The organism is Pseudomonas sp. WS 5503 (assembly GCF_012985385.1).
In the GTDB taxonomy this organism is placed as follows: domain Bacteria; phylum Pseudomonadota; class Gammaproteobacteria; order Pseudomonadales; family Pseudomonadaceae; genus Aquipseudomonas; species Aquipseudomonas paracarnis.
Map to the genome: position 1 here is coordinate 59,307 of NZ_JAAQWI010000001.1, position 25,954 is coordinate 85,260.

The 25,954-nt window shown below is 60.1% G+C and carries 21 protein-coding genes and 4 tRNA genes; 13 read left to right on the forward strand and 12 right to left on the reverse strand.

Going from position 1 to position 25,954, the window contains the following annotated elements:
• Positions 1-155: 155 nt before the first annotated feature.
• The 6 genes from HBO10_RS00300 to HBO10_RS00325 all read left to right on the forward strand — a co-directional run bounded on the left by HBO10_RS00300 (position 156) and on the right by HBO10_RS00325 (position 7,386).
• The gene (locus HBO10_RS00300) at positions 156-563 is read left to right on the forward strand and encodes a biopolymer transporter ExbD (RefSeq protein WP_014717774.1); all 408 of its coding nucleotides are present in this window, start codon (positions 156-158) and stop codon (positions 561-563) included.
• A gap of 2 nt (positions 564-565) precedes the next feature.
• Complete coding sequence (locus tag HBO10_RS00305; RefSeq protein ID WP_014717773.1) at positions 566-1,294, forward strand: energy transducer TonB; 729 nt, start codon at positions 566-568, stop codon at positions 1,292-1,294.
• Positions 1,295-1,318: 24 nt separating this feature from the next.
• A complete protein-coding gene (locus tag HBO10_RS00310) occupies positions 1,319-3,604 on the forward strand; it encodes a TonB-dependent receptor (protein ID WP_034127226.1) in 2,286 nt (761 codons plus the stop codon).
• A gap of 25 nt (positions 3,605-3,629) precedes the next feature.
• Positions 3,630-4,277 carry a MotA/TolQ/ExbB proton channel family protein gene (locus HBO10_RS00315; protein WP_034127225.1) on the forward strand — a complete coding sequence of 216 codons (648 nt, stop codon included), beginning with the start codon at positions 3,630-3,632 and terminating at the stop codon, positions 4,275-4,277.
• 56 nt (positions 4,278-4,333) lie between these two features.
• Positions 4,334-5,551 carry a phospholipase D-like domain-containing protein gene (locus HBO10_RS00320; RefSeq protein ID WP_034127224.1) on the forward strand — a complete coding sequence of 406 codons (1,218 nt, stop codon included), beginning with the start codon at positions 4,334-4,336 and terminating at the stop codon, positions 5,549-5,551.
• Between the two features lie 95 nt (positions 5,552-5,646).
• Positions 5,647-7,386 (forward strand): dipeptidase, encoded by a 1,740-nt coding sequence (locus HBO10_RS00325; protein WP_034127223.1) that lies wholly within the window; start codon positions 5,647-5,649, stop codon positions 7,384-7,386.
• A gap of 182 nt (positions 7,387-7,568) precedes the next feature.
• Here the strand turns inward: HBO10_RS00325 and HBO10_RS00330 are convergent, their stop codons facing one another.
• Positions 7,569-9,230, reverse strand: coding sequence for a M24 family metallopeptidase (locus HBO10_RS00330; protein ID WP_034127222.1), 1,662 nt, complete (start codon positions 9,228-9,230; stop codon positions 7,569-7,571).
• 77 nt (positions 9,231-9,307) lie between these two features.
• On the opposite strand from HBO10_RS00330, the gene HBO10_RS00335 reads away from it, so the two are divergent.
• Entirely contained in the window at positions 9,308-10,798 is a 1,491-nt protein-coding gene (locus HBO10_RS00335; RefSeq protein WP_034127221.1) for a PLP-dependent aminotransferase family protein, read from the forward strand.
• A gap of 5 nt (positions 10,799-10,803) precedes the next feature.
• On the opposite strand, the gene gltS is transcribed toward HBO10_RS00335, so the two are convergent.
• From gltS to HBO10_RS00350, 3 genes are all read right to left on the reverse strand, one after another.
• On the reverse strand, positions 10,804-12,015 hold the full coding sequence (gltS, locus tag HBO10_RS00340; RefSeq protein ID WP_034127220.1) for a sodium/glutamate symporter: 1,212 nt from the start codon (positions 12,013-12,015) through the stop codon (positions 10,804-10,806).
• Between the two features lie 164 nt (positions 12,016-12,179).
• The gene (locus tag HBO10_RS00345; RefSeq protein ID WP_034127219.1) at positions 12,180-12,467 is read right to left on the reverse strand and encodes a hypothetical protein; all 288 of its coding nucleotides are present in this window, start codon (positions 12,465-12,467) and stop codon (positions 12,180-12,182) included.
• 22 nt (positions 12,468-12,489) lie between these two features.
• Positions 12,490-13,593 carry a polyamine ABC transporter substrate-binding protein gene (locus HBO10_RS00350; protein ID WP_034127218.1) on the reverse strand — a complete coding sequence of 368 codons (1,104 nt, stop codon included), beginning with the start codon at positions 13,591-13,593 and terminating at the stop codon, positions 12,490-12,492.
• Between the two features lie 137 nt (positions 13,594-13,730).
• Between HBO10_RS00350 and HBO10_RS00355 the strand changes: the two genes are divergently transcribed.
• The gene (locus tag HBO10_RS00355; RefSeq protein ID WP_034127217.1) at positions 13,731-14,522 is read left to right on the forward strand and encodes a LuxR C-terminal-related transcriptional regulator; all 792 of its coding nucleotides are present in this window, start codon (positions 13,731-13,733) and stop codon (positions 14,520-14,522) included.
• 78 nt (positions 14,523-14,600) lie between these two features.
• Here HBO10_RS00355 and HBO10_RS00360 read toward each other — a convergent pair.
• From HBO10_RS00360 to HBO10_RS00375, 4 genes are all read right to left on the reverse strand, one after another.
• Positions 14,601-14,676: transfer RNA gene (locus HBO10_RS00360), tRNA-Gly, on the reverse strand.
• Between the two features lie 3 nt (positions 14,677-14,679).
• Positions 14,680-14,755: transfer RNA gene (locus tag HBO10_RS00365), tRNA-Glu, on the reverse strand.
• Positions 14,756-14,860: 105 nt separating this feature from the next.
• Positions 14,861-14,936 (reverse strand) — tRNA-Gly (locus HBO10_RS00370).
• A 3-nt stretch (positions 14,937-14,939) separates the two neighbouring features.
• A tRNA-Glu gene (locus HBO10_RS00375) sits at positions 14,940-15,015 on the reverse strand.
• Between the two features lie 359 nt (positions 15,016-15,374).
• Between HBO10_RS00375 and HBO10_RS00380 the strand changes: the two genes are divergently transcribed.
• Together HBO10_RS00380 and HBO10_RS00385 are read left to right on the forward strand one after the other, a co-directional pair.
• Positions 15,375-16,145: a hypothetical protein gene (locus HBO10_RS00380; RefSeq protein WP_034127216.1), complete on the forward strand. Its 771-nt coding sequence runs from the start codon at positions 15,375-15,377 to the stop codon at positions 16,143-16,145.
• 292 nt (positions 16,146-16,437) lie between these two features.
• Positions 16,438-17,250 (forward strand): alpha/beta fold hydrolase, encoded by an 813-nt coding sequence (locus tag HBO10_RS00385; RefSeq protein ID WP_169921877.1) that lies wholly within the window; start codon positions 16,438-16,440, stop codon positions 17,248-17,250.
• 36 nt (positions 17,251-17,286) lie between these two features.
• On the opposite strand, the gene HBO10_RS00390 is transcribed toward HBO10_RS00385, so the two are convergent.
• From HBO10_RS00390 to HBO10_RS00400, 3 genes are all read right to left on the reverse strand, one after another.
• Positions 17,287-19,254, reverse strand: a complete 1,968-nt coding sequence (locus HBO10_RS00390) for a methyl-accepting chemotaxis protein (protein ID WP_034127214.1) — start codon at positions 19,252-19,254, stop codon at positions 17,287-17,289.
• A 113-nt stretch (positions 19,255-19,367) separates the two neighbouring features.
• Positions 19,368-20,780 (reverse strand): PLP-dependent aminotransferase family protein, encoded by a 1,413-nt coding sequence (locus HBO10_RS00395; protein ID WP_034127213.1) that lies wholly within the window; start codon positions 20,778-20,780, stop codon positions 19,368-19,370.
• Between the two features lie 200 nt (positions 20,781-20,980).
• Entirely contained in the window at positions 20,981-21,742 is a 762-nt protein-coding gene (locus tag HBO10_RS00400; protein WP_034127212.1) for an SDR family oxidoreductase, read from the reverse strand.
• 229 nt (positions 21,743-21,971) lie between these two features.
• Here HBO10_RS00400 and HBO10_RS00405 point away from each other — a divergent pair, with 229 nt between their 5' ends.
• Complete coding sequence (locus tag HBO10_RS00405) at positions 21,972-22,979, forward strand: NADP-dependent oxidoreductase (protein ID WP_169921878.1); 1,008 nt, start codon at positions 21,972-21,974, stop codon at positions 22,977-22,979.
• 122 nt (positions 22,980-23,101) lie between these two features.
• Here the strand turns inward: HBO10_RS00405 and pyrF are convergent, their stop codons facing one another.
• A complete protein-coding gene (pyrF, locus tag HBO10_RS00410; protein WP_003190068.1) occupies positions 23,102-23,800 on the reverse strand; it encodes an orotidine-5'-phosphate decarboxylase in 699 nt (232 codons plus the stop codon).
• A 259-nt stretch (positions 23,801-24,059) separates the two neighbouring features.
• Between pyrF and HBO10_RS00415 the strand changes: the two genes are divergently transcribed.
• A complete protein-coding gene (locus tag HBO10_RS00415) occupies positions 24,060-24,824 on the forward strand; it encodes a response regulator transcription factor (RefSeq protein WP_034127268.1) in 765 nt (254 codons plus the stop codon).
• On the forward strand, positions 24,824-25,855 hold the full coding sequence (locus HBO10_RS00420; protein WP_034127211.1) for an ATP-binding protein: 1,032 nt from the start codon (positions 24,824-24,826) through the stop codon (positions 25,853-25,855). The genes HBO10_RS00415 and HBO10_RS00420 overlap by 1 nt, the downstream gene beginning before the upstream one ends.
• Positions 25,856-25,954 lie beyond the last annotated feature (99 nt).

Sequence of the window (25,954 nt, forward strand, 5' to 3'; positions counted from 1 at the left end):
GATGCCCCGAGTGTCAGTTTCATTACGCCCGAAAACTGACCGGTAAGTTTTCTGAAAGACGCGTCCTAGAGCCTCTAAACGGTCAATTAAAGTTAACCAATCGGTCATTTTTGGCTGTTAGCGTTTTGCCCCTAATTCAATGACGGGGTAACGGAATGAGAACCTGGGACGAACCCAAGAAACGCAAGGCGCACATCGAGCTGATCCCGATGATCGACGTGATGATGTTCCTGCTGGTGTTTTTCGTACTGGTGAGCCTGAACGTGATTCCCGCGCTCGGCATGAAGACCCAATTGCCCAGCGCCAGCAGTTCGCAGCAGCTCAAGCCGCAGAACAAATTCATCCTCACCCTGGGCCTGGAAGGCCAGTTGCAACTGGACGGCAAGGACCTGACGGTGGAGGCCCTGGTGCCGGCGCTGAAGGCGGCCGAAAAGCCCGATACCAAGTCGACGATCATCGTCAACAGCGACAAAGGCGTGGAGGTTTCGCGCCTGGTGGAAGTGATGGACACCCTGCGCCTGGGTGGCTTCACCTCCGTGTCCATCGCCACGCGTAAGTCCTGATCATGTACGTTCTGTTTCGTGCGCGTCAGCTGCTGGGCAGTGTCCCGGCCCTGATCGCCCTGGTGCTGATTGCACTGGGTATCCAGTCCCAGACGTTGAAAGTCGAGCCGGTGTATGACGAGTCGGCGGTCGAATTGGCCTTGGTCGAGCCGGAACCGCAAGTCATACCGGAACCGGTGGTGGAGCAAGAACCGCCACCGCCAGTGATCGAAGAGGAAGAGGCCGAGCCGGCGCCCCCGCCGCCACCGCCCAAGCCGCTGCCCAAACCCAAACCTGAACCCAAGCCAAAACCTGTGCCCAAGCCTGCCCCCGTGGTCGCCAAGCCCGTGCCGACGCCGCCACCGGTGGCCGCCAAGCCAGCCCCGGCCGTCGTCACCCAAGCGGCACCGACGCCTGCCCCACCGGCGCCACCGAAGGTCGATGGCCAGGCCCTGGAAAGCGGTTACCTCAAAGGCTTGCGCAACGAACTGGACACCTACAAGCAGTACCCCACCGGGCGCCAGGCGTCCCTCGAACGCCCGAGCGGCGAGGTGGTGGTTTGGCTGTTGGTAGACCGTCAGGGCCGCGTCCTCGACTCAGGTTTACAAACCCAGGCCTCGAGCATGTTGCTCAACCGGGCAGCCACCAACAGCTTGCGTCGCATCAAGCAAGTCAAACCGTTCCCCGAGCAAGCCTTCGGGGGGCGCAATGAGCAGCGCTTCACCGCCACCTTCAACTACAGCGTGCAATAAGCACCCGACACCAGGACGACAGTGATGAAGTTCACCCGTATTCATCTGGCACTTGTGGCCGCGACCAGCATGAGCCAGGGACTGGTCATGGCAGAGACCAGCGACAGTGATGTCGGCACCATTGGGGTACAAGGCAAGGCGACCGCCGGGGGCGGTTACATGGTGCCGGAGGAAAGCATCAAGGGCCGCTCCACGGTGACCAAGGAAGCACTGGATAAACAGGCGGCCACCGGCAATGCCATCGACAAGCTCAAGTACACCCCGGGCTTGAACATCTCCAGTGAAGACAACACCGGCCTGTCGGGCTTTCGCTTCACCATGCGCGGCATGAACTCCGACCAGGTGGGCATGTCGGTGGACGGCATGCCGATCAACGACTCCGGCAACTACGCGCTGTATTCCAACCTGCTGGGCGACCCGGAAAACATCGACCAGATCTTCGTCACCCAGGGCGCTTCGGAATCCGACGGCCCGCACATTGGTTCCAGCGGCGGCAACATTGGCATCGTGACCATTCGCCCGACCAAGGAAACCGGCGCCTTCGTCAAACAGGTCGTCGGCAGCAATGCCACGCGCAAGACTTTTGCCCGCCTCAATACCGGCGAAATCAACGGCCTGAGCAACTGGCTGTCGGTGTCCCATACCGAAGGTGAGATGTGGCGCGGTTCGGGCGCGGTACGCGCGGACAAGGTGGAGTGGAACAGCTTTTTCGACGCTGGCAATGGCAACACCGCCAACCTGATCCTCAAGTACCACGAGCAGGACAACAACAGTTACAGCCAGTTGACCAAGGCGCAGTTCCAGCAATATGGCCGCAAGTACGACCCTTATCCGGCAACACCCAGCGTGGGCAGCAACGGCAAGTACAACAGCTATTACGCCCTGGCGCAGAACCCGTTCCAGACGTTCACCGCCGTGCTCAACACCCAGTTCAAACTGGCCGATAACCTCGCACTGTCGGTGATCCCGTATTACTACTGGGGCAATGGCAGCGGCGTCGGTTCATCCAGCTATGCCCTCAACCGTGGCTCCAACCAGGGCGGTGTGTTCGACCTCGGCAACCTGCCCACGGCCGCCCAATACAACGCCGACGGCACACCCAACAGCGGCGTGTACTACCGCCCTTCACGCACGCAAACCTGGCGTCCGGGTATCACCACCAAGCTGACCTGGGACCTTGGCGACCACAGCCTGCAATTCGGTTACTGGTACGAGCGCGCACGCCAGAGCCAGACCCAGCCGTTCATTCCGCTCAAGAGCAACGGCAAGCCAGTGGATACCTGGCCAGATTCCAACAGCGCCATCGTCGATGCCAACGGCAACACCGTGCAGGGTCGCGACCGTTTCACCGTGACGCCAGCGCAAAAGGTCTGGGCCCAGGACACCTGGTACATCAACCCGGACTGGACCCTCATCGCAGGCCTGGCCTACATGAACGTCGAGCGTGAAGGCACCAACCACGGCAGCCTCAACGAACGCCCGGAAAAACGTAACCAGACCTATAACAAACTGCTGCCCAACGCCGGCCTGAAATACCAGCTGGACGAGCGTGACCAGTTGTTCTACAGCCTGTCGCGCAACATGCGGGTACCGCAGAACTACGTGCTCTACGACAAAGGCGCCGGCTCGATCGACGCCGAACCGGAAACCAGCTGGAACCATGAACTGGGCTGGCGCTACAGCGGCGACGATATGAACCTGGCCGCCACCCTGTTCTACATGGACTTCAAGAACCGCCAGGTTTCGTCCCGGGACATCAACGGTGACTTTGCCGACATCAACGCCGGCTCCGTGGTCAACAAAGGCCTGGAGCTGGAGTGGAGCGGCCAGTTGCCCCACCACTTCAATTACTACACCTCCTACACCTACACCAAGGCCGAGCAGCAGGATGACCTGACCGTCTACAACGCCGGCAAACCCATCGTGCTGCCCACCAGTGGCAAGCAGTTCGCCAACGTGCCCAAGAACATGCTGGCGGCCAACATCGGGTATGACGACGGGCGCTTCTACGGCACCTTCGGTGGCAAGTACACCAGCAAGCTCTACGGCGACCTGACCAACGACGAGGCGATTTCCGGTCGCACCGTGTTCAACCTCGGCGCCGGTATTTACCTGCCGGTGGACAAGAAAGTGGTCAAGGACGCGACCCTGCGCCTGAACGTCGACAACCTGTTCGACAAGAAATACCTGGACGGCGTGTACACCACCAAGACCAACGCGGCCAGCTACAGCGGTTTCCGCGATGGCGACCCCGCGTACATCGTCGGCCTGGACCGTACCGTCACGGTTTCGCTGGAAGCGAATTTCTAAGACTCACCCCAAGAGGAACACCATCATGGATATGAACCTGCTCCACGACGTCACTTTCTATGTGATGTACGCGGCGATGGCCATTGCGATCTTCATCGCCATCGAACGCGGTATCTACTTCGCCTACGTACGCCGCCAGGCACGCGCATTGATCGACGCCCTGGGCGCCAATGTGCACAGCGAGCGTGACCTGCCGGACAACCTGAGCCGTCGCGACAGCCTGCCGCTGAACATGATCTTGCCGGTGCTGGCCCAGAAGGCGACCCACGGTTCGCGCAAGGACCTGGACGACGAAATCGATACCCAATACCTGAAGACCCGCGCCCCACTGGCCCGCAGCCTGTGGATCATCGAGACCATCACCACCGCCGCCCCACTGCTGGGCCTGCTGGGCACCATTCTCGGCATCATCGACACCTTCAAGGCGCTGGCCACCGCGGGCGTATCGGACCCAGGGCAGATTTCCGGTGGTATCGGGACGGCCTTGTTTGCCACGGGATTAGGTATCGCCATCGCGCTTTTTTGCGTGGTGTTCCACAACTTCTTCCAGGACAGCCTGGAGCGCATCAACGACCAGTTGAAGATCCTGTTGATCCGCGCCGCCACCGGCGCCCGTGCACAGGATGAAGTGACTCATCGCGTGCCCACCCCGCTGCACAGCCGCACAGCCTGACCTGCAGGGCGGGCGCCTTGGGCGCTCGCCTTTACCTTTGGTGCGATGAGACGCTTATGTCCCTTTCGATAAAGTTGCGTATTGCCGGCCTGACCGGCTTGCTCCTCAGTCCGCTGGCCCAGGCGGACTTTTCCATTCCAGGTTTTGAATTGGTGCATACCGTGCCTGTGGACACCGCCCTGGGCACCGACGATTTGCGCCAGCCCGGCCCGGTATGGATCGAGCTGTTCGACGGCGCCAAAAGCCACATTGATATCGGCCAGTTCTACGCCGCGGACCACCCTGGCTCGGTGATGAACAGCGTGCTTGAACACCTGGAAGCCGCCGGCAAACGCGGCGTGAAGATTCGTTTCCTGCTCGAAGAAAAAGGCATCAAGCTGTCGGATGCCGCCACCCTGGAACGCTTGCGCGCCATTCCCAACCTGACCTTGCGCGTGCTGCCCTACGGGCAACTGAGCGGCGGCATCATCCACGCCAAGTACCTGCTGGTGGATGGCAAGCAGGCGTTTGTCGGCAGTCAGAATTTCGACTGGCGCGCCTTGGAACATATCCACGAAACCGGGCTGCGGATCACTGACGAAACGGTGGTGGGCCAGGTGCAGGCGATCTTCGAGCAAGACTGGCAAGCCCAGGCAGCGCTGGAGGGTAAACAACCGGTGCCGCTACCCGCCAGCGGCCCGGCACCCGCACGTACCGGCAACTACCTGGTGGCCAGCCCGCAACGCTACAACCCGCCCGGCGTGGGCGACTCACAGCTGGAACTGCCGCGCCTGCTGGGCGAAGCCCAAAAAGAGGTGCGCGTGCAATTGCTCGACTACGCGCCGCTGTCCTACGGACCGGATCGAACCCGACCGTACTACGCGGTGATCGACAACGCCGTGCGCGCCGCCGCAGCCCGTGGCGTGTCGATCAAACTGATGGTGTCCAACTGGAATACCGACCCGCTGGAACTGCCCTATCTCAAGAGCCTGGCGGTGCTGCCCAATGTTGAGATCAAGATCGTCACCCTGCCCGAAGCCAAGCAAGGCTTTATCCCTTATGCGCGGGTGATACATAGCAAAACCATGGAGATCGACGGGCAAGTGGCGTGGGTAGGCACCAGCAATTGGTTGGGCGGCTACCTGGATAATTCACGCAATCTGGAGGTGGTGATGCGCAGTGAGGCGATGGCCAGGCGTGTAGGCCAGTTGCATGAACAACTGTGGGATGGGCCTTACGCTAGAGCCTTGAGCGTGACCCAAGAGTATCCCGCGCCCCACCCTGGCCAGCATTGACCTTGGGCACCTGAGTAATGGTAGTGTGTGGAAATGTTTCTGTCTCTTCCGTCAGAAACCTCCTACTCACTACCTGCAAAGGAATGCCTTCAACCATGCACTTTCCACTTAAGCAATTGGCGGTTGCCACCCTGTTCGCCGCCGGCCTTTCGGCCGTCGCCACGCCCGCATTCGCCAACATCAGCGCGGACCAGAGCACGGCAATCCTGAAGCAGTTCAACGAGACCTCGGTTACCGATTTTCGCAGTTTCCTCGGCACTCTGGCCCAGGGCGAGCTGGGCAAAGCGGCTGACACCGGCCCGGCTATCAGCGCGTTTGTGGGCAACAAACCCCTGAGCGCCGAGCAGCAGAACGAGATCAATCGCCTGCTGGGCATTTACACCCGCGTTAAATATGGCAAAGCCGCGCTCGAAACCTTGCGTGAACTGGTGGAAGTCCCGACGTTCAACGTAGACGGTCTGCCACAGTACAAAAACCCGGAATTCCTCAAGATTGCCGCAAAGATCGAGGCCCTGGCCAAGTCCTTCAACCTGAACTTCCGTAACGTCGACAACCGCGTATACGAAATTTCTCTGGAAGGCAGCGGTGATGAAGTCGTGGGTGTGCACGCCCATGCCGATGTGGTGCCCGTGACCCCGGAAAACTGGGTGCTGCAAGACGGTACCAAACTCGACCCGTTCAAGGTCACGCTGATTGGCGACCGCATGTATGGCCGCGGGACCGAGGATGACAAGAACGGCATCGTGGTGGCGATGTACGCCATGAAAGTGATCAAGGAAGAAAAACTGCCACTGGCGCGCACGTTCAAACTGCTGGTAGACACCACTGAAGAAACCGCCGGTGATGCCATTCCTTACTACTTCGAACGCAACCCCGTGCCGCAATACAACTTGGCGCTGGATGGCGGTTACCCGGTGGTGATCGCCGAAAAAGGCTCGGGTACCGTGATGGCCACCTTCCCGGTGCGCAAGGGCGAAGGCAAAGGCGCAGAAATCATCGCGATGACCGGCGGCAAGGCGAACAACCAGATTCCATCGGCCTCGGTGGCCACGCTGGTCAGCGACACCCCCGCCGAACTGGCCGCCAGCCTGCAACAGGCCGGTGCCGACTATGCCAAGCGCAACGGTGGCGACTTCCAGGTGACGGCCAAGGTCGATGGCAAGGATGTCAAACTCACGGTTACCGGCGTATCCGCTCACTCTTCCGAGCCTGAAACCGGGGTCAACCCGGTGGCGCGCATGCTGGACCTGATCCACAGCCTCGACGGCAAGGTCGCCCTCCAGCACAACCACATCACCGATGCCGCGCGCTATGCCGCCGACAACTGGGGCCTGGATTACCTGGGCGGCAAATTGGGTGTGGGCTACGCGGATGATTTCATGGGGCCGTTGACCACCTCGCTGACGTTTGTGGGGCAGGATGACAAAGCCTTCAAACTGGCCGTGAACCTGCGCGCACCGAAAGGTAAAACCCCGGAGGCGCTCAAGGCGCAAATCGAGCAGAAGCTGAACGCCTGGGACAAGAACGCCAAGGTCAACGTGAGCTTCACTTACTCGCTGGACACGCCGATGTACCGCAACCCTGAAGGCGAATGGGTAAAAGCCTTGCTGGCAGTGGCCACTGAAAACCTGGGCATGGCGCACAAATTCGGCACCTCCGCCGGCGCAACCTCGGTGCACGACCTGCCCAACGGCGTGCAATTCGGCCTGGCCCGCCCGGAAGAGAAGTACACCGGGCACACTGACAGCGAATTCAAAACCGTCGACCAGTTCCTGCTGGACCTGCAGATCGTCACCGAAATGATGGGCCGCGTCGGGCAATTGCCGAAGCTCTGACCCATCTGGTACCCAAGCGAGGCTGCGATGGCGGCGGTACAGGCAACATTTTCATCGCCTGAACCACCGCTTTCGCAGCCTCGCTGAAGCTCGACAGCTCCCACAGGGGATCGGCGGTGTGGGTGAGATCTCGCTTTGCAGGGCCATCGCGTCAAACACGACTCGGCAACAATGACAGCTCTTCAGCCTTGCAACATCAGCATGTCTTCAAAGAACCCCCCCACCGGCTCAGTGGGATGGCACAGCTGGATCTCCAATACCCAGGCCATTTCACTCGGTGGGATCTCCAGGTCAGCCAACTCCTTGCTTTCGAACAATGCATGGGGAAAATCCGCAAGGCGGTGCCCCGCCAGGTTGCGCGCCAGCCTCCAGCCCTTTGACGCAGCGCTCTGCTCGGCGAAGTCGTAGAGCTCACGCCCGGTCAGACCACGCAGCCACGCCTGGCGTGTTTCATCGAAGACTTCATGCAAGGCCGTCGTACAGGCCTGGTGCAACGGCCCATCGCCAAACACAAACGTATCGCCATAGTCGCCTTCGTAGCCATCCCACACCGGGCCAAGATCGACCACGGCAATGTCATTCGCGCGCAGCCTGCGCTGACGATCAATACCCTCGCGCGGTGGGCGCACAGTGTCGGCGCCAAAACGAATGTAGGTCGGATGCCAAGTGTGCGAAGCGCCCATGGCCTGCAGTTGCCTCGCGGCCATCTCAAGGGCCTCGCCGGTGGTCATGCCGACTTTCAACTGGCTGGCAATCGCCGCCAGGGCACGTATGGATTTTTCCCGCGCCGCCAGCATGCCGTCCAAGGAATAACGCGGGCCGACTTTCTCCCACACCGGGTCAAACGATAGGGAGACTGCTCCAGCACTTGACCGACCACTGGCGACAAACGCCTCCGCGATAAACCGGTGGCTGGGCAACCCCGCTTCAAGGCAGTGGATGCGTACCTGGCCGAGCATTGCACCGTTGCCGCACGCATAGACCTGGGCCTGTTCCCACTGATGCCCATGACTCATTGCAACCTCCTGAACCCTGCCCTCGGAGGACCGCACGGGATGCCAGCGAAAACGGGGATGCTCAAGCATCAGGTGGTCGAGGAAAGCGCTGTCATAAAAGTCTGCCGATTGCGCGCCGCCCCAATACAACGTCACGTCGGCATCGCGCTTGAGCGCGGTCAGCAAGATAGGCTTGATGCCCGCGTAACCAGTACCCGTAGCGAATAGCACCACGGGCGCCGCCTCATCGTCCTGCCAGGTACAGGCACCAAACGGCCCTTCCACGTGCAGACGCTCACCCACGGCGAGACCCCCCAGGATACCCTCGGAAAAATACCCGCCACTCACCCGGCGAATCTGGAAGACCAAGCGCCCATCGTCCTCATCGGGCAGGTTGGCAATCGAGAAGCAGCGCGTGTCACCGTCCGCCAGGTGGAACTTGAGGTATTGGCCAGCCCGCACCGCCACTGGGGTTTCGGGCATCAATACCAACTCGATCACATCGGGGCCCAGCGCACGCTTGCTGTGAACCTGCGCCGCCACTACCAGCGCGGGGGTATCCAGCGACCAGCCGGGAATATGCAGGCGCATGTCGCCACAGGCGTGGCTCTGGCATAACAACATCTCATTGGCTGCCAAAGGATAAGAAGGCTGCGGCGCACCCGGCGCCAGGCGTTTGGCCCGGTACGCACCTTCGGCGACCACCACCTTGCACGAACCGCAGGCGCCACGGCGGCAGGAGAACGGCACGGCCAGGCCACTGGCGAGCATGGCCTCGAGCAAGAGTTCATCGCCCGCTTCAAAGCTTTTCCCCGAGGGCGACAGTTCGATGACATGACGTTTATTCATAAAGACCTCGGGATAAGTAAGGCTTGATTGTTGCGCTAGACTAGGCCCATTAAAACCTCCAGATTTGGATACTTAAGATGGTCCAGATGCGTAAATGGCGTCCACTGCTCCGGCTTGAAGAAGGTGCAAGCCAGGCGACTTACCGCAAGATCGCCGAAGGCTTGGTCAATGCCATCCTCGAAGGCCGCCTGCCGCCCGGGACGTTACTGCCGGGCACGCGGGAAATGGCACACTTGCTCGACGTCAACCGCAAGACGGTGATCCTGGCCTACGAAGAAGCCATGACCAAGGGCTGGCTGACCAGCGAGCCGCGCCGTGGCACCTTCGTCAATGTAAAGCTGACACTCAAACACCTGCCCAGCGTTACGCAACCGTCATTCGCGCCGCCGTTACTGGAGCAACCGCTGGTACCCTATTTCACCCATAACGCCCAAGTGGTCGCTCTACAGCATCGGCGCGATGCGCTGTTTTTCGACAACGGCACCAGCGACCACCGCCTGCTGCCCCAGGCAGTTCTGCACCGTTACTATCGCCATGCACTGCGCAACAGCTTTGCCTCCAATACCGTGCGCTACGGCAGCGAAGGCACCGGCTATCACTTGCGCTGCGCCCTGGCCGAAATGCTGCGCAACAACCGTGGGCTGACGGTCACTGCCGAAAATATCTGCCTGACCCAGGGCACCCAGATGTCCCTGTTCCTGAGCGCCAGCCTGCTGCTCAAGCCCGGCGACGTGGTCCTGGTGGAACGTCTGAGCTACCCACCGGCATGGGAAATTTTCCGCAAGCTCGGGGCGAAGTTGGTCACGGTCGACATTGATGATGAAGGTTGCCGCACAGACCAGATCGAGCGCTTATGCCGTGAGCACAAGGTGCGCATGATTTACCTCACGCCTCATCACCAATTCCCCACCACCGTGAGCTTGCACGCTGCACGCCGGCAGCACTTGCTGACGTTGGCCGCGCTGCATGACTTCTGCATTATCGAAGAGGACTACGACCACGAATACCATTTCAGTGGCCGCCCTTACCTGCCGCTGGCCAGTGACCGCGCCCAACGCCATGTGCTCTACATCGGCTCGTTGTCCAAGGTGCTGGGCTCGACGTTCCGCTGCAGCTATATCGTGGCGCCCACCTCTGTGATTGAAGCCCTGCAACGCAATGCCGCGCTGATGCTGGGCGATACCGACGCGGTCGCTCAAGCCATGCTGGCAGACCTGATCAATGAGGGGGAGTTGAAGAAGCATTTGCGCCGCGTGTCGAAAGAATATCGGGCGCGCCGCACGGTATTGCAAGATTGCCTGGATCAGGCGTTTGGTGCTCGCATACAAGTGCGCGAGCCCGAGGGTGGTTTGGCGCTATGGGTACGTTTCGAGGAAGAAATAGACGTCGATAAGTTGGCAAGCACTGCACTGGACCACGGCGTTGTGGTGCGCAGTGGTCGTCAGTTTTCCCCCAACGACCAACCGGTAAACGCGCTGCGCCTGGGCTTTGCCTCCCTCGACCGGGACGAAATCCAGCAAGCCACTCAGCGCCTGGCCCGGGCGATGAACGCCATGGGCAGGCGCTGAAAAACTTACCCTGCGGCCCCTAGAAATGGCAGCGCCAGGTACAACTTGATCACCACCGCGTTAGCGATATCGATGAAGAACGCGCCCACCATCGGCACCACCAGAAACGCGATCTGCGAAGGCCCGAAGCGCTGCGTCACCGCCTGCATATTGGCAATCGCCGTAGGCGTGGCGCCTAGCCCGAAGCCGCAATGGCCTGCCGCCAGCACCGCCGCATCGTAGTTGCGGCCCATCACCCGGAACGTCACGAAAATCGCGAACAGCGCCATCAGCAATGCCTGTGCGGCCAGCAGAACGACAATCGGCAAAGCCAGTGCCGCCAAGTCCCAGAGCTTGAGTGACATCAGCGCCATCGCCAGGAACAACGACAAACTGACATTGCCCAGCACCGAGACTTCGCGTTCGAACACCTGATGCCAGCCGAGCATCGACAGCCCATTGCGCAGCACCACACCGACGAACAATACGCACACGAACGTCGGCAATTCGAAAGCGGTGCCTTGGATGGCGGCATTCAACAAGTTGCCGCCCTGCAGGCTGATCGCCACCAGCGCCAGGGTCTCGATAAACGAAAACGCGGTGATCAGGCGCTCTTCGTTCGGTTGCTCGAACCCCTTGGCCAGGCTCGATTGCGGTTGCCCAATACCTGGAACCTCGACCCGCTTGATCAGAAAACGCGCCACGGGCCCGCCGATCAGTCCACCGAGCACCAGGCCAAAGGTCGCCGAGGCAATCGCTAATTCAGACGCAGACGCCACGCCATACTGCTCACTGAACACCGCGCCCCAGGCCGCACCGGTGCCATGCCCACCGGACAAGGTCACCGAGCCCGCGAGCAGGCCCATCAATGGGTCAAGGCCGAGCGCCGAGGCCAGCGCGATACCCATGGCGTTTTGCACCACCAGCAAGCCCGTTACCACCAGCAGAAACACCGCCAGGATCCGCCCGCCTTTCTTCAGGCTGGCAAAATCGGCGTTCAAACCGATAGTGGCAAAGAACGCCAGCATCAACGGGGTTTGCAATGAAGGATCGAAGCGTACTTCGATATCGGCAAACGCGCGCAACGCCAGGAGCAGCATGGCGACCAACAGGCCACCGGCTACTGGTTCCGGAATGTTGTAGGTACGTAAGAAGCCGATGCGAGCCACAAGCCCGCGCCCCAGCAATAGCACCAGTGAAGCGGCAACGAGGGTTGAATAGAAATCGAGTTGAAGCATCCGGTCAGTTCTCTGAAGTGGACAAGGAGAATGGGTGGCCAGAGTAGAGAGCACAGGGCGAAAAGGTATCGCCCCCACAAAAAACACAGACTTTCCCTACAAGCCTCACAATAATAACCTACAACCGCCTGCACCTCGCCCCTCCAGAGATACGCAGAGTAGACTTACCGAGGACGCCTTCGCAGCAGAGGCCAGTTGGAGGCGATCTCCCCCGGCTCAGCGTCACGCCCTGCGATTCGCACCAGGTCTGGAAACTCAAGCAACAGGGCACGATTGCCCCGGCCAATGTGCTCCATCACGGCCAGGGTAATGTTTTCACGCACCATGCCCGTCGAAACGTAATACATGGCCCAGGCTTGCTCTGGCGTACAGAGGCCGATCTGTTCTTCAATCTCTTTGTAGGCCTTGTAGTCGTCCGACTCTAAATAACGCTGATCACGACCCTGGCGCATGCTGTCTCCCTCCCCGACCCCGTCACGTACCGCTTTTGACCTTGGTCCAGACCCGTGTGCGAATGCGCTCCGCCTTCAGCGGCAAGGGCTCAAGCGGAACCAGTGTGGCCATGGTCTTTTTATCGGGATAAATCCAAGGGTTATCCCGCAACTTTTGCTCGACGAACTCAGTGGCATCTTTGTTGGCGTTGGGATAGAGCATGTAGTTGGACGTCTTGGCTATCACCTGCGGCTGCAGCATGTAGTTGATGAACGCCAGAGCGGCCTTTGGGTGGCGAGCATCCTTGAGCAACACCCAGTTTTCAGACCAGACCAAGGCGCCTTCGTGCGGCAGGCTGTAGGCAATCTTGCGGCCGCTGTTGGACTTTTCATTAATCGCCTGAGCGGCCAGCGCACCATTGGCCCAGCCGACGACTGCACAGATATTGCCGTCCGCCAGGTCGGCGTCGATTCTGGACGAGTCGAAATAGAGCACATAGGGACGGATTTTCAACAACAGCGCCTGGGCCTTCTGGTAATCCTCTGGATCGGTACTGTTACTGGGCAACCCCAGGTAGTGCAAGGCGATCGAAATGATTTCGCTGGGGGAGTCGAGCATGGCTACGCCACAAGACTTGAGCTTGCTGATGTTTTCTTCTTTGAAGATCAGGTCCCAACTGTCCACCGGGGCGTCATCGCCCAGCGCCGCCTTGACTTTATCCACGTCGTAGCCAATGCCAGTGGTACCCCAGACATAGGGCACGGCGTAGCGATTGCCTGGGTCATTGACCGCCAGCAGGGAGAGGATGTCAGGGTCGATGTGCGAAAGGTTACTCAACTGCGCGCGATCCAGCGGCTGCAGCACCCCAGCCTTGATCAAGCCGGGTAATACATTGGAGGTGGCCACGACCAGGTCATAGCCGGTGCGCCCAGCCATGACCTTGCTCTGCATGATTTCGGCGCTGTCGAAAGCATCCATATGCAGCTTGATGCCGGTCTCCTGCTGGAATTGCCTGGGCGTCTGCGGTTCAAGAAACCCGAACCAGTTATACAGATACACCGAAGATTCAGCGGCGGCTGCGGGCGTGCTGGTTGCAGCGCCCAGGAGCGAAGCTAAAAAAATAGCTCGCAAGTGTGCTCGACTCATATGACTATCCCTGTCCACACGACACGCCTTCATGGCTATCGTAAGCTCGGGGTGAATATACCGAGCATCAACGAATAGTAAATACCTACAAGTACTTAGCTCTGGCCTGCAAAGCCCTAACCCTAAAGGGGTAGAACATGTCGCTTGACCTTCATAGCCTGGCTTGGCACCGATCGGTTGGAAAACTGATCATGCAGCTCAATCGCCCGGAGTTCTGGAGTTCTTTGATTCGCGTATTGAATGAATATGTGCAGATAGACAATTGGGTGGTGCTGGTTTTTGGCGACCACGCGGTGCGCGTGATCAGCCTGCCCGAAGTAGCAGACAGCGAAGAAATCGACGCCTTTATTCACCGCTATGTGAAAGGCCTGTATCTGCTGGACCCGTTCTATATCGCTGATCGAGAAAACCCACAGAGCGGGTTCTTCCATCTGCTCGATATTGCGCCGGAACACTTCCGGGAAACCGAGTACTACCAACAATATTTCGCGCAATACATCTCGGTCGATGAGGCGCAATACAATGTACGGCTCGATGCCGGTACAACGCTGTGCATGTCGTTTGGCAGCAACCTGCGATTCACCCAGGCGCAGATAACAGTATTGGACATGATCAAGCCGTGGGTGACGGCATTGATGCATCAACGCATGTTTTTTGAAACTGACCCGACGAAAAACCTCGCCGAGCCGGCCCCATGGGCCGAGGCACTTACTCAGTTGGAAACACAAGTAACGGCACGTGAAAAGGACGTGCTCAAGTTACTCCTCAGTGGGTTCTCCAACAAAGAGATCGCCGGCAAGCTGTCGCTGTCGACAGAAACCATCAAAGTCCACCGCCGCAACATCTACAGCAAGCTGAATATCAAATCTCAGTCCGAACTGTTTGCGCGTTTTTTCATGCCACGGCAAGAGATCCCTTCGACGCTTTGAACGGGGTGGTGCGCTGGCGAAGTAAATTGCGCACAAACAAAAACGCCGATCATCACTGATCGGCGTTTTCGTTAAATATGGAGCGGGAAACGAGACTCGAACTCGCGACCCCGACCTTGGCAAGGTCGTGCTCTACCAACTGAGCTATTCCCGCAAATGGCGTCCCCTAGGGGACTCGAACCCCTGTTACCGCCGTGAAAGGGCGGTGTCCTAGGCCACTAGACGAAGGGGACACGCTACTGAAACACATGGTGTGTGTTCCAGTGCCCAGAGGCCTTGTCCGAAGACTTGGTCCTGGTTTCACTCAATGCCGCCCGAAGGCCACACTGCTTGTAAATTGGAGCGGGAAACGAGACTCGAACTCGCGACCCCGACCTTGGCAAGGTCGTGCTCTACCAACTGAGCTATTCCCGCATATGGCGTCCCCTAGGGGACTCGAACCCCTGTTACCGCCGTGAAAGGGCGGTGTCCTAGGCCACTAGACGAAGGGGACACACCTACAACATTCACTCCCTACCGCGTTTCGCTGTGTGCTTTACGCTGTAAGTGGCGCGCATTCTATGGATGGATTGAAAGGTCGTCAACCCCCAAGGATAAATTTATTTAAATCAATGACTTCGCCATGGTTTCACGGCCTTCGCGGGCATTGGCACCGTCCGAGCCTTGGCGCCTATATTCTGGCGTTCGACAAGACGCTATAGTTCACCCTGACAAATGATGGCAATGTGCATCCATTCAGGAAGCGCCTACCTATATAGAAGAAATCACCTGGGCAACTGGTCGATCGGTCCTATCCGCCGGATGACCCAGTCACTACACTCCACAGCACACCCTATTAAAGAGGTCACACCGGTGACACCACTCATGATCACCCTGCTGGTAATAGCCGGGATCGTAATACTGATCGCCATTGGCTACATGAACCACGTGGTGGAAAACAACAAGCTGGAAAAGAAGCGTACCGAGATCGAGCTTAACGATCGGCTGCGTCGCTGCGGTGAAATCACCGAGACCTTCCCCGGCCAACTGATGACCCCAGCGCTCAAGCTGTTGCTGGCTCGCCTGGAACTGAACGTCAACCAGCGCCTGTTGAACCTCAACAAGTCCAGCACACCGCTCAAGGCCCGCATCAACGAACTGAATGCGCTGATCGCCCAAGGCGAATCGATTCCGGTGCCCAACCCACCGGCCCCGATCCAGACCGAAGCCAAGGCCAAGGACGTGCGCTTCCTGCTCGAAGCCCTGCACGGCCAAGTCACCCGCGCCGCCCAGGATGGCTTCCTGCCGACCAACGAGGCCAAGCACTGGATCAAGGAAATCCGTCATATCCTGGTGCTGCTGCATATCGAGTTTTTCAACAACCTCGGCCAGCACGCCCTGCTGCAAGGCCAACCCGGCCAGGCACGCCTGGCGTTCGAGCGCGGCGTGCAGTACCTGCGCAAACAACCGGAGCCGGTGCTCTACAGCGCCCAGTTGCAACTGCTGGAGTCCCAACTGGCGCGCGCCAACTCCACAGTGCTGACCAACAGCAAGCCGGCCGAGGACGAAGTCAACGAGCTGACCGAGGGCTTGAAAGTCGTCGATGCCGACGCCGAGTGGAAGAAGAAAGCGATCTACGATTGATGGCAACGCGAACGCAATGCTCATAGCAACGAAGATCAAAGGTGGTGGCTTGCCTGCGAAGACGTCGGCCCAGCAAACATTGATGTTGACTGACACACCGCTTTCGCGAGCAAGCCCGCTCCCACAGTGGGATTGTGGGGTGTCAGGTAGGTGAGCATCGGCTGGCAGGCCTTCATCGCAGGCAAGCCAGCTCCCACAGTGAAATCATCACATGCCATCAATGTGCACCTATCCCCCCGCTCCCGACTAGCGTAAAAAAGTGCCCCTCACTCCGTGAAATTCGAGGCCTGTTATGCCTGTCGCCGTGATTGATGGACAACCGCTGCACTATATCGACCAGGGCGCCGGCCCTGTCGTGCTACTGGGTTCGAGTTACCTGTGGGCCAGCGACATGTGGGCGCCGCAGATTGAAGCGCTGTCGCAGCAATACCGCGTGATCATCCCCGAGTTGTGGGGCCACGGTGAGTCCGGGCCGTTGCCAGCACCCACTCATTCCCTGGATGACCTCGCCCGCCAGGCCCTGGCGTTGCTGGATCACCTGAGTATCGAGCAAGCCAACCTGGTGGGCCTCTCGGTCGGCGGCATGTGGGGCGCACGCCTGGCATTGCAAGCTCCCGAGCGCATCAACAGCGTAGTGCTGATGGACACCTACCTCGGGGCCGAACCCGAAGCAACGCGCCAGTATTATTTCTCGCTGTTCAAGATGATTGAAGACGCCGGGGCGATCCCCGAACCGTTGCTGGATGTGATCGCACCGATCTTCTTCCGCCCGGGCATCGACCGCGAATCCGCGCTGTACCGGGATTTTCGCCAGTCACTGCAAGACTTCCCCAGAGAACGTTTGTTGGACAGTATCGTGCCGCTGGGCCGCCTGATTTTCAGCCGCGAAGACATCCTGGAGCAATTACCTGGCTTGGACGCCGACACCACCTTGGTGATGTGCGGCGAACAGGACAAACCCCGGCCACCTGCAGAATCCAAGGAAATGGCCGACCAGATTGGTTGCGACCTGATCCTGATCCCCGAGGCTGGGCATATCTCAAGCCGCGAGAACCCCGACTTCGTCAACGAGGCGCTGCTGTCCTTCCTCGCCAACCACGCCTGATCGCCCCGCCCTCAGATCGCAGCGCCTACGCTGCGATCAAAGGCGGAAATGCCCCACCATCCCCTTGAGTTGCGCGCCCAACTGCGCCAACTGGATGCTCGAGGCGGCATTGCCTTGCATGCTCAACGCCGAATGATCGGCACTCGCCCGAATACTCGTGACGCTGCGGTTGATCTCTTCGGCCACCGAGCTTTGCTCCTCGGCGGCGGCGGCGATCTGTTGGTTCATCTGCTGGATCAATGAAACAGCCGCCGCAATGCTGCCCAAGGCCCCTTCGGTTTCCAGCGCATCACTGACCGCCAGCTTCACCAGCTCGCCACTCTGCTGGATCTGCTGCACCGAGGACTGCGCCGCACTGCGCAAGGTGCTGACCAGCCGTTCAATTTCCTCGGTCGATTGCTGGGTGCGCTTGGCCAATGCCCGCACTTCATCTGCCACCACTGCAAAGCCACGCCCCTGCTCACCAGCACGCGCCGCCTCAATCGCAGCGTTCAAAGCCAACAAGTTGGTCTGTTCGGCCACGCTCTGGATCACGCTCAAGACGGTACCTATATTCTGGATTTGCGCGCTGAGGCTTTCGATACTGGCGCTGGCACTGTTGCTGGATGTGGCCAGCAACTCGATACGCTGCAGACTCATGCGCACCACCTGCTGGCCGCTATCGACCTTGGCATCCGCGGTCTGCGCGGCCTGGGCAGCCTGCTCGGCATTGCGTGCCACATCGTGCACCGTGGCGGTCATCTGGTTCATCGCCGTAGCGACTTGCTCGGTTTCGTCCTTCTGGTTGCTGACTTCGGCAGTGGTTTGCTCGGTGACGCTGGACAATGAATGCGCGGAGCTGGCGAGCTGTTCGATCCCCGCCTGCAACCCGCTGACCATCTGGCTCAAGCTGTTGCCCATCTGCTGCATCGCCTGCATCAGTTGGCCGATTTCATCACGCCGGCTGATCTCCATGCGCCCACTCAGGTCACCCGAGGCGATCTGCTGAGCCACGGCGATTACCGCCCGCAACGGCGCAACAATCAAGCGGGTGATCACCCATGCAGCGATCAAGCCCACCAGCAGCGCCAGGGCAGATGAACCGATGATCAGCAGCGTGCTGTGCTGCAACTGCGTTTGCATGGACTGGTCTTCGGCGGCGTACGCCTGGTTGACCCGATTCACCACTTGCTCGGCGCGGTCATGCAACTGGGTGTAGACCACTTTTTCCTGGGCCAACAGCCCGGTGTATTCGCCGAGCTTGTCACTGAACGACGCGATATGCCCGGAGACTTCATTGAGCACGGTCTGGTAGCCGGGGTCCTTGACCGTGGTTTTGAGTTTCTCGACTTCAGCCAGGGCCTGGTCGGCTTGCTCGATCTTGCCCTGCCCGGCGTCGTCTGCGTCCGCCCTGCGGCTCTGATCCAGGCGCACCCGCGCCTCGTTCATGGCCTGCAACATCAGACGCGACACCTGGCTGACCTGCCCCGCCTGCTCGATAAACTCCGCGCCCTCCTTGCCTTGGCTTTCCTTGAGGCCATAGGCACCGTCGTCCGCCAGCCCGGCTTGCAGCACATCCAGGTTATTGGCCACGCTGGACACCGACCAACTGGCCATTTCCAGGGCGAGGTCCTTGGTCTGGGTCAACTCGACGAACTCATCGAATGCCTGGCGATAGGCGACCAAGGCTTGCTCAACGTCACCCATCACTCGCTCGTTGCTGGCAGACCGAGCCTTGAGACGCGTGGCCTGGGCCAGCAGCGCATCGACACTGGCATGCAGGGCATCAACGGCCTTGGGGTCGGCGTGCAACGCATAGTCCTGCTCGATCAAGCGCACCTTGAGCAGGTCGCTGTTGAGCGTGGACATCGACGTAAGGCCTTCGAAGCGCTGCCCGATGGTCTGCAGGGACCACACACCGATGGCCGCTACCAAGGCCGTCAGCAGCAGTACCAGGGTAAACCCCAAGCCGAGTTTTTTTGCCATACCGAGGTTGGCGAAACGTCGTTGCACGCCCGAAATCATTGCACTTGATCCTCTTGCAATGGCAAATGCCATAAGCCAGGTTTACAAGCAGCGAGATTCGCAACCCCGAGGCACTGAGCACAAGCCGCTGGCGCCGGAATAATGGCAAAAAGCTACATGCGCGTCGTTTTCAGAATGGTCGAGGTCGATCTTGCCGCGCCCATGGCTCGGAACAGCGTCAATGCGCGTTGATCAGCCGCGTAGGCCACATTGATGCGTAACCATTCGCTGCGCTCGCCCGTGGGGCTGAACAATGCGCCGGGCGACAGCAACACACCCAGCCGCTGGGCGCAGGCTTGCAATCGCGAGGGGTCGGCCAAGCCTGGTCGTGCCCACAGGAACATCCCGCCCGCGGGTGCGGCAAATACCTGCCACTCTTCATCCTCCAGTACCTGCAACGTCGCGGCCATCTGTGCATTCAAGCGCTTGCGCAGGCGCTGCACCCACTTACGGTAAGTGCCGTTACTCAGCAACGTCGCCACCATGGCTTCGGCAAACCGTGAAGTGCCGATGCCTGTCAGGGTCTTGAGCTGGGCCAATTGCGTAATGATCGCAGCACTGGCACACAGGTAACCCACGCGCAGGGCGCTGCTCAAGGTCTTGGAAAAGCTCGACACATAGATCACCCGGTCATCATGGGCCAGCGCTGACAAGCGCGTACAACTGGCATGCTGCAGGTCGCCGTACACATCCTCTTCGATAATCAGGAAGTCGAGTTCGCGGGCCAGCTCCAACAACCGCTCCGCCACCGGACGGCACAGGCTGGTGCCGGTGGGGTTGTGATACAGGCTGTTGATGAACAGGCACTTGGGCCGATGGGTTTGCAGCAGCGCTTCCAATGCCGGGATATCCGGGCCGCCATGGGCACGTGGCACTTGCAGCAGCGTGACCCCCCGAAAGGCCAGTTGGCGGTAGAGATTGCCATACCCGGGTGTTTCGACCACCACCTCATCACCGGGTTTGAGCAACGTGCGTATCAGCAGGTCCTGGGCATGGCTGGCGCCATGGGTGGTCAGGATACAGTCCAGGCTGGCGGGCACGTGAATCTGCGTCAGGCGCTTGAGCAGTTGTTCGCGCAACGCCGGCAGCCCCAAGGGTGTGCTGTAGTTGAACAGGCCACCAGTGTCGGTGCGGCTCAGTTCACGGATCGCGTAGCTGATGTCATCGCTTTCGCGCCAAGTGTCGGGTAACCAACCGCAGCCCAACTTCAGCTCGCCCAGCGGGCTATCGGTAAATGCACCCCAGCCTTGTTCCGCACCTTCATACCAATGGTTTTCGTGGGCCGTGGCGGGATGCGCCACCACGAACCCCGAACCCTGCCTGGGAGCCAGCAGCCCCTGGGCCACCAAGCGCTCGAATGCCTCGATCACGCTGGACTGGCTCAGCAGGTTATCGAGGGCCAATTGGCGAATGGACGGCAAGCGTGTGCCAGGGCTCACCCCCTCCTTGCGAATCCATTCTGCCACCGCGCCGACGATCTGCTGAACAACCGGTACCAGGGCTTGTCGATCGATCCCTAAATCCATGAGCCACTCACTTAAACTGTCTGTTAACCCAAAACAGTTAAGCACAGAAGCCTGGTAAAACCGGTCGCCAAGTTTTATTAAAGTATTGATTTTATTAGATTATTTACCTTAGGAAACATATTCAGCCACGGCACTCTGCCAGCTATGGAAACGCCCCACATCACCCCGCGCTCTTTTCAAACAGCGTGCCAAGCGCGGTCCTAGATCGCCGTCGCGCCACCGTCCACCGCCAGGGCCTGACCGGTGGTAAACGCTGCGCCATCACTGCACAGGTACAACACGGCGCTGGCGATTTCCTCAACCTTGCCAATGCGTCCCACCGGGTGCATGGCGGCGGCAAACTCAGCCTTGCGTGGGTCGGCCTCATAGGCGCGACGAAACATGTCGGTATCAATCACGGCCGGGCAGACGGCATTCACGCGAATTTTCTTCTTCGCGTACTCGATGGCCGCCGATTTGGTCAGGCCAATCACCGCATGCTTGGACGCCGCATAGATGCTCATCTTCGGTGCCGCCCCCAGCCCCGCCACCGATGCGGTGTTGACGATGGCCCCACCGCCCTGGGCCAACAGCAACGGCAACTGATACTTCATGCACAGCCACACGCCTTTGACGTTAACCCCCATGATGGCATCAAATTCATCAAGACTGCCGTCGGCCAGCTTGCCCTTTTCGATCTCGATGCCGGCGTTGTTGAAGGCGTAGTCCAGGCGCCCATAGGTGGCGACGGTTTGTGCCATCAATTGCTGCACGTCCGTGTCGAGCGTGACGTTGCAGCGCACAAATATCCCTTCGCCACCGGCCTGTTGGATCAGTGCCACAGTGCCCTCGCCTCCTGCCACATCAAGGTCCGCGACCACCACCTTCAAGCCTTCGGCGGCGAATGCCAGCGCGGTGGCGCGGCCAATACCAGCAGCGGCGCCGGTCACCAAGGCGACCTGGCCGGAAAACGTCATGCTCATGGGAACTGTCCTGTGGGGGTTAGTAACGGTGGAGCGAGTCTAGCCAACGCCGGCAGCCGCGCGTCAGCACTATCAGAAGGCCGGTTGGCGCTGCATGAATCGCAGTGATAAAGCCGCACGGCTGATTATCAGCGAAGCCTATTACCGGGCATTCGCCTGCTTTGCACACCCTTGCCCTTCTGCCACTGAGGGTCTATCACTCATGTTCCATTTCTAAAGAGTCCTTGCCATGACCGCCCAGACCAACCGCCAATTTCTGCTCGCCAAACGCCCGGTCGGTGCCGCCACGCGAGAGACCTTCACTTACCAGGAAGTGCCAGTGGGCGAACCCCAGGACGGCCAAGTGCTGGTGCGCAATGAATACCTGTCCCTCGACCCGGCCATGCGTGGCTGGATGAATGAAGGCAAGTCCTACATCCCACCAGTAGGCATCGGCGAAGTGATGCGCGCCTTGGGCGTAGGCAAGGTGATTGCCTCGAAGCATCCGAACTTCGCGGTGGGGGACTACGTGAACGGTGCACTGGGCGTGCAGGATTACTTCCTCGGCGAGCCCCGTGGTTTCTATAAGGTGGACCCCAAGCTGGCACCTCTGCCCCGCTACCTGTCCGCCCTGGGCATGACCGGCATGACGGCGTACTTTGCCCTACTGGAGACCGGCGCCCCGAAAACCGGTGACACCGTGGTGATCTCCGGTGCTGCCGGTGCCGTGGGTAGCATCGCCGGGCAGATCGCCAAGCTCAAAGGCTGTCGCGTGGTGGGGATCGCCGGTGGCGCCGAAAAGTGCAAGTTCCTGGTGGATGAGCTGGGCTTCGACGCCGCCATCGACTACAAAAACGAAGACGTGCCCGCCGCCCTCAAGCGCGAGTGCCCCAAAGGCGTGGACGTGTATTTCGATAACGTCGGCGGCGATATTCTCGACGCCGTGCTCAGCCGCCTGGCGCTCAAAGCCCGCGTAGTGATTTGCGGCGCAATCAGCCAGTACAACAACAAGGAAGCGGTCAAAGGCCCGGCCAACTACCTGTCATTGCTGGTCAATCGTGCGCGCATGGAAGGCTTTGTGGTGATGGACCACGCGGCGAACTTCGCGGCGGCGGGTCAGGAAATGGCCGGCTGGATGGCCCAGGGCAAGCTCAAGAGCAAGGAAGATATTGTCGAAGGGCTGGAGACATTCCCGGAAACGCTGATGAAGCTGTTCAATGGCGAGAACTTCGGGAAGTTGGTGCTCAAAGTCAGCTGACACACCACGAAAACAGATGTGGGAGCTGGCTTGCCTGCGATGCAAGCAACTCGGTCTCTAAGTGATACCGAGTTGATACTATCGCAGGCAAGCCAGCTCCCACATTTTTGCCGCTCTAAAAATCAGGCGATCTCGGCGACGACCGCTGCCAACGCCTTGGCAGGATCCGCCGCCTGGCTGATCGGACGGCCAATCACCAGGTAATCCGAGCCCGCATCCAGGGCCTGGCGTGGGGTCAGGATGCGGCGCTGGTCATCCTGGGCGCTGCCGGTAGGACGGATACCCGGTGTCACCAGTTGCAGCGAGGGGTGAGCGTTCTTCAGGGCCTGGGCTTCCAGGGCTGAGCACACCAGGCCGTCGAGGCCGGCTTTCTGCGCCAGGGCTGCCAGGCGCAACACCTGAACCTGCGGCTCGATATCCAGGCCAATGCCCGCCAGGTCCTCGCGCTCCATGCTGGTGAGCACGGTTACACCGATCAACAACGGTTTTGGGCCGCTGCGCTGTTCCAGCACTTCGCGGCAGGCGCTCATCATGCGCAGGCCACCGGAGCAGTGCACATTGACCATCCACACGCCCATCTCGGCCGCGGCTTTAACGGCCATCGCCGTGGTGTTGGGGATGTCATGGAATTTCAGATCCAGGAACACTTCGAAGCCTTTGTCACGCAGGGTGCCGACGATTTCCGCCGCGCAACTGGTGAACAGTTCCTTGCCGACCTTGACCCGGCAAAGCTTGGGGTCCAACTGGTCAGCCAGCTTCAGTGCGGCGTCACGGGTGGGGTAATCCAGGGCGACGATGATAGGAGTCTGGCAGACGGACATTGGAATGGGCTCTCAGGCAAGTCGAAATCGGCGCGGATTGTAGCGCAAGCAGCGCCGTTGCGGGATCCGATGATCGGTAAATACCGATCAAGCGCCCAATATAGGCGATTCAGGATGATTGTTTCAGCGCCGATACATTCACGACATGCCCTCAATACGCCGTCCGGCTAGCCTCGCGCACATGACCGTCCGCCCAGCACTTCCAGCCCTGGAACTGGGCGCCTATGCTGACAGCCACACTCAGGCAGATGACCTCGCTATGCATACCCCTTGCGACCCTGTAAACGAAGCGCCAAAAGACGCGGTGATCGCCGAAGACAAGCGCTGGAATACTCGCGCGCTGATTGTCGACGACGACGTGCCGATCCGCGAACTGCTGATCGACTACCTGGCACGCTTCAATATTCTCGCCTCAGGCGTCACCGACGGCACCGCCATGCGCCAAGCCATGCAAGCGGAGACCTTCGATGTGGTGGTGCTCGACCTGATGCTGCCGGGCGAAGACGGGCTGACATTGTGCCGCTGGCTGCGCGCCGAGTCGGACATTCCGATCCTGATGCTCACCGCCCGCTGCGAACCCACAGACCGCATCATCGGCCTGGAACTGGGGGCAGACGACTATATGTCCAAGCCGTTCGAACCCCGGGAACTGGTCGCGCGTATCCAGACAATTCTGCGCCGGGTGCGTGATGACCGCACCGAACAGCGGGCCAATATCCGTTTCGACAATTGGCGCCTGAACAGCGTGCTGCGCCAGTTGGTGGCCGATGATGGCCTGGTGGTGCCGCTGTCCAACGCCGAGTTTCGTTTGTTGTGGGTGTTCATCGAACGCCCGCGCCGTGTGCTGAGCCGCGAACAGCTGTTGGACGCGGCCCGTGGGCGCTCTATCGAGGCCTTTGATCGCAGCATCGACTTGCTGGTGTCGCGCCTGCGTCAGAAGCTGGGGGATGACCCCAAGGCTCCGCAACTGATCAAGACCGTACGCGGCGAAGGCTACCTGTTCGACGCCCGGGATATCGGTTGATGCGCGCCCCCTTCAATACGCTGTTCGGGCGACTGTTCGGCCTGTTGCTGGTGGCGATTGTGCTGGCCCACGTGCTGGCGTTCTTCTGGTTCCACCACTACGGCCCGCCGCCACCGCCCCGCGCGGCGTTCGTCGAACAACCAGACGGCAGTCTCACGCCCTTGCACAAAGCGCCTCGCCCCTGGTTTGGCGGCCCGGTGGTACCCCTGACATTTCAATTTATTTCGCTGATCATTGCCGCCTGGTACGGCGCCAAACTGCTGAGCCGGCCGATCCAGCGCCTGAGCGCGGCGGCCGAGCGCTTGAGCGTCGACCTCGACAGCCCGCCCCTGGTGGAATCCGGCCCTCGCGAAGCGCGCCAGGCGGCCTCGACCTTCAACCTGATGCAAAAGCGCATCCGCGAACAAGTCAGCCAGCGCGCCCGCATGCTCGGCGCGGTCTCCCATGACCTGCGCACCCCCCTCTCGCGCCTCAAGCTGCGCCTGGAACAGATCGAAGACCCCAAGTTGCAAGGCCAGATGCGCCAAGACCTGGACGACATGATCGGCATGCTGGATGCCACCTTGAGCTACCTGCACGAACAGCGCACCAGCGAGACACGACATTGGCTCGACGTACAGGCATTGGTGGAATCCCTGAGTGAAAACGCTCAGGACCAAGGCCGCGACGTGAAATTTTCCGGCACCTGTACACCGTTGCAGGTACAGCCGATGGCGCTGCGCTCATGCCTGAACAATTTGATCGACAACGCCCTGCGCTATGCCGGCACCGCCCGGGTAGAACTGGCTGACAGCCGTGGCGCCCTGGTGATACGGGTGATCGACCACGGCCCGGGAATCGCCGCCGATAAGCGCGAAGCGGTGTTCGAGCCGTTCTTTCGCCTGGAGGGTTCGCGCAACCGCAATTCCGGAGGGGTCGGTTTGGGGATGACCATTGCCAGGGAGGCCGTCGAGCGACTCGGCGGCCACCTGAGCCTGGAAGATACACCGGGCGGTGGGTTGACGGCGGTGATGTGGTTGCCGAGGGTTTAAGAAGGCAGTCGCACGACCTGCACCTGTGGGAGGCCAAAAATGTAGGAGCGAGCTTGCTCGCGAAAAACGCACAGGCGCCGCGTTTATTCAGGACGCACG